This window comes from Streptomyces sp. (assembly GCF_031178505.1).
Taxonomy (GTDB): domain Bacteria; phylum Actinomycetota; class Actinomycetes; order Streptomycetales; family Streptomycetaceae; genus Streptomyces; species Streptomyces gulbargensis.
Genome location: NZ_JAPSIW010000606.1, coordinates 1 through 4,293, shown reverse-complemented (window position 1 = coordinate 4,293; position 4,293 = coordinate 1). Strand labels below are relative to the sequence as shown.

Here is a 4,293-nt window from a genome sequence, read left to right as displayed (position 1 = left end):
GCGCCGTCGCCGAGGACGCGATGGTCGAGCTGATCGTCGAGATCGTGGAGGCGCTGCTGGTCGCCGCTGCCACGGCTGCCATCGTGGCGCTGCTGACCGCCGGAGTCGGGGCTGCGGTCGGTCCGCTCATCGCCGCCGCGGGCACGGCGCATCGCATGCTGAAAGCGGTGCGCATCACGGCGAGGCTGGCTGACCGGCTGAAGGATCTGGCTGAGCGGTTGCGGGCGCTGCAGAGGTTGCGAAGGCTCCGTACCAGAGCCCGAGCGGCGTGGCGGCACCAGCCGACTCGAAAGAAGCTCAAGACACCGGTCAAGTACGCCGTCAAGATGGCAGTCGGCGCGAAGGCGGGTGGCGCGGTCATCGGTGCCGCTCCGACAGCGGCCAGCGTGCTGGAGCACGAGACCGGGTGGGACGTCGACGGGACGGCGGCGGGGTGGGCGGACGCCGCAGAACGTACCGTGCACGAGACCACCGGTCTCGATGAAGTACGGATCGGTGACCGCACGTGGGACGTGGCGAACCAGGAAGCGTCCGTCCCGTCGCCCCCCACAGCAGAGCAGGCCGAGTACCAGGACAGGCCCGCGCCCCAAAGCTTTCAGGACCGGTCGGCGATGTCGGTGAGGGAAGTGTTCGGATGAACGTGCCTGTCGATTTCCGTCGCGTGCCCTACAACGACATCAGAGCTCGTGCCCACGGAGCCGTGCCGGACGGTGAGCGATTGCTGGGCGGCGAGATCGCGTGGCCGGGACACCGGCTGCGCAAGCCACGGCGGAGCCGAAGGCCTCAGGTGCTGCGTGGTCTGCGGATGCCGGGCGACCGGCTGATGGGGGTCAGCCGGGCCTTGACGCGGCTGGTGAGGCTTCCTTACTTCGGCGGCTTCGACTGGCTCTTCGAGTGGCAGCGCCGACGGGGCAAGCCGCTGCAAGGCGGCTGGGACAGCGACGGCGGGCAGTTGGCGGCCGCGCTGTGGCCGGTGTCGAGAACTACGGATGCCGTTCCGGTTCTGCAGCTCACGGACCGCCGACTGCAGATCGTGTATGTGCAGAGGGCACGCCGTGGGACGGCGAAGCAGCTGGGCGCGGTGGAGCCGGGCTGGAGCACGCAGGCGCACAAGGTGGCGTGGATTCGGCACCGTGCGGACATCGACGCGGACACCTACGAGATCGGATTCACCGACGGTTCGTGGGTCCGGGTGCGTCTGCCCAGTCAGCGGGCCGTGCGCTTCTTCGAAGCGTTTCCGGAAAGCTGCCGGCGGAGCGCCCCGTCCCCGGGGTGACCGGACTCGCGGACGGCCACGCCATGACGGCACGGGGACGTGCGGTCTCCGTACCGACCGTACGGTGCCCACCATGCGGTCGCTGATGCGCTCGACCGGGCGGTACTGGCGTCCGGCCCTGGCGGGGCGAGTGGGCGCGGGGACCGGCCCCGGTCGGCGGGTCGGGCTGTTGGGTGACCGGGGTGCGATGCGGGGCCGGTCCGGAGGTCAGCCGGTATAGGGGCCGGGTGGTGGAGGCATGTTGACCGTTCCGGCAGGTGGTTGGCGGCGACCCGAGCGGATGAGGAGGGCGCCGCCGGCCAGGAGGGCCAGGCCCGTGCCGGCCGCGGCCAGGCCTGTTGTCCACAGGCCCTGTTCCAGGTCGGGGTGCGTGGTTTTCGGGGTGCCGTCCGGAGTCGCCAGGTGCTCCTTGCCCTTGTGGGCGATCGGGGCCGTCTCGTCCTTCGGGGGTGAGGCTGCCGCTGCCACCGCGGCCGCAGCGTCGATCGCACCGTAGCCGAGCAGGGGGCTGCTGCCCTCGGGGGGACGGTTGGTGGTGGCGATCAGTATGTTGTTGACCTGGGCCGGGGTGAGGTCGGGGTTCTTCGCGTACATCAGCGCCACGACGCCGGCCGCCAGCGCGCAGGCCGGGGAGGTGCCGTTCACCGCCTCGTAGCCACCGGTGTTCCTGGCACTCATGATGGCGACGCCGGGCGCGGCCACGTCGTTGTAGGTGTGCACGGTGGAGAAGTCGGCACGCTCGCCGTTCTGCTGCGTGGCGGCCACGGCGATCACACCCGCGTAGCCGGCCGGGTACGAGGTGCCGTTGAACTCGTCTCCCGCGTTGCCCGCAGAGGCGAGCACCGGCACACCCTTCTCCAGGGCGTATGCCACGGCGGAAGTCTCTTCGCCGGAGTAGTCGGCGCCCCATGAGTCGGCACTGCCGAGCGACATGGAGATGACGTCGGCCCCGTGGTCCACGGCGTAGTGAATGCCCTCGGCGATCGGGCTTTTGCCCAGCTTGCGCAGTTCTTGCAGCTCCTGGTAGGTCGTCTCGTCATCCTCCTCGTCGTTGATCACGCGTACGGAGAGGACTTTCGCCTTCGGTGCCACCTTGAGGACGTCGGAGGCCATGGCGGTGCCGTGGCCTCCCCACTCGGGGTCACCTGACTGCAGGCCGTCCTTGAGGAAGTCGGGACCGGTGGTCACCCGGCCCTTGAGCGCCGGATGGTCGGCCTCCGCGCCGGTGTCGAGCACGGCGACCGTCACCCCCGCGCCCTGGCTCAGCTGCTGCGCGGCGGACAGGCCGAGCGCCTGTCCCTCCCAGCCGACCGGAGTGTCCGCGTGTGCCGGAACGGTGGCCAGGGTGCAGCAGAGCCCGGCGAGCGCGATGGCGGTGCAGGTCGCGCGTACGGTCTGGAACGTCATGCCCGTCTCACCTCTCCAGGTTCATGATGTTGGTGCGGAACATGCCGCTCAGTGACTCGGCCTCGTCCATCCACGGCTTCCGGTCCTCCGTGTCGATGCCGTATCCGTTGAATTCGTCGGGGAGATGGGACGCGAGACGCCCGTCGACCGCGCCGGTGGTGACGGCGACGACGTAGGGGAGGTTGCCCCCGATTCCGGAGCCGCCCATGCCGTTGCGTCCGTCCGCGTCCCACTTGGCCGCGAGGGTGCCCGGGACCTTGTACGGCATCACCGCGGCGTCGGGGAGGTCCTCGTTCGACTGGTCGTACACGTACTGGCCCAGTTCCTCCGCCGCGTCCGTGCCCGCGGGCATCACGATGACGGCGACCGTGGCGACCATCTCGCCGGTGAGATCGACGTACGTGGCGCGCAGCACGGCCTCGCAGCCGAGGCGCTCCGCCGTCTCCCTGGTCTCTCCGCTGAGGCCCGCGGAACACGACGTGTCCTCGGAGATGCCCATGCGACGCCAGTGCGCCAGTTCTTCGTCCGACACCTCGTAGCGGTAGTCGGGCGGTTCGCCGACGGTCGCGGGGAAAAGGGTTTCAGCGGTCTCGTTGCGCCACAGCACCGGGCCGTAGGCCTCCGCGTTGGGCACGTTCTGCCGGCTGTTGTTGTACGCGTGCGTCGCCAACATGCCGCCCCCCAGCAGACCGAGCGCGCCGACGATGCCGAGCAGGGTCCCGGCGACCTTCCGAACGGTGCGGCCTCCACCGCCGGCCGGCAGGGGCGCTCCGGGAGAGCAAGCGGTGGGTGGGGCGGCGGGGTGAGCTGCGTACGGGCCGGGCTGCGGGTACGAGCCGGCCTGCGCGTACGGGGCTTGTCGAGGCGCTCCGTACTGCGGTGGCATCGGCGGCAGTGGACCCGGGCCCTGCTGTGGCCATCCTTCCTGAGGCGGTGGCTGCAGGTACGGATTGCCGCTTCCAGGTGGCGTTGGCGTGGGGTAAGTCATGGGAGGGGTCCCTCACTGATCGTTCTGTGGGCGAGTACGAAGGTGACGGCGGTACAGCTCGACGGTCGCCTCGTTCGGGTAGGCGGGGAGGACGACGCAGGCGCCGGTGTCCTTGGCGACGACGACCTTGCTGCCGCCCGGCGGCGCGGGCCGGAGCGGGCGCCCGTTCTCCATACTGGCGGGGAAGTCCGCGTACACCACGTAGCCAATGTCGAACTCGTAGACGGCCAGGGGCACTGGTGTGCCGTCCGGCAGTCGCGGTTGCGCATGGTGCTCGCGGACGATGGCCAGGGCCTGTTCGGGGGTCATCGGCGGTGCTGGTCGGTGGTGGGGAGGGCGACCAGGGAGTACGCCTTCTCGTCCCCGAACGTGATGGGCGCGCCCACCGCGGACACGTAGAGCCGGTCCTCGTGCCAGTAGGGCCTGGCCCAGATGGACATGCCCTTGTCGACGTTGCTCGGGTACTCGACGATGGTCGTGATCGCTCCGTCCCCGCCGCCGAGTTCCACCAGCGCGGGCCCCTGGTCGGAGTCGTTGTTGGTCATGTAGGCGAGGATGCGGCCGTCGCCGGCTGCCGGCAGCGGGTAGAACTCCCGGTACTCGACCGCCTCGGTCTTCCACA

At 70.2% G+C, this 4,293-nt stretch carries 5 protein-coding genes and 1 pseudogene; 2 read left to right on the top strand and 4 right to left on the bottom strand.

Features of this window, described 5'->3' with window-relative positions; all coding sequences use genetic code 11:
- Positions 1 to 638: pseudogene (locus RIF68_RS28825) on the top strand (hypothetical protein); the annotation flags it as partial.
- Positions 635 to 1,276, top strand: coding sequence for a hypothetical protein (locus RIF68_RS28820; protein WP_309054227.1), 642 nt, complete (start codon positions 635 to 637; stop codon positions 1,274 to 1,276). The pseudogene RIF68_RS28825 and the gene RIF68_RS28820, both read left to right, overlap by 4 nt.
- Positions 1,277 to 1,483: 207 nt before the next feature.
- Here RIF68_RS28820 and RIF68_RS28815 read toward each other — a convergent pair whose 3' ends face one another.
- From RIF68_RS28815 to RIF68_RS28800, 4 genes are all read right to left on the bottom strand, one after another.
- Positions 1,484 to 2,683 (bottom strand): S8 family serine peptidase, encoded by a 1,200-nt coding sequence (locus RIF68_RS28815; protein WP_309054226.1) that lies wholly within the window; start codon positions 2,681 to 2,683, stop codon positions 1,484 to 1,486.
- Between the two features lie 7 nt (positions 2,684 to 2,690).
- Entirely contained in the window at positions 2,691 to 3,569 is an 879-nt protein-coding gene (locus RIF68_RS28810; protein WP_309054225.1) for a hypothetical protein, read from the bottom strand.
- 114 nt (positions 3,570 to 3,683) lie between these two features.
- The gene (locus RIF68_RS28805; protein WP_309054224.1) at positions 3,684 to 3,980 is read right to left on the bottom strand and encodes a hypothetical protein; all 297 of its coding nucleotides are present in this window, start codon (positions 3,978 to 3,980) and stop codon (positions 3,684 to 3,686) included.
- Positions 3,977 to 4,293 (bottom strand): hypothetical protein (locus tag RIF68_RS28800; RefSeq protein WP_309054223.1); only part of this gene is annotated, 317 nt, incomplete at its 5' end. The genes RIF68_RS28800 and RIF68_RS28805, both read right to left, overlap by 4 nt.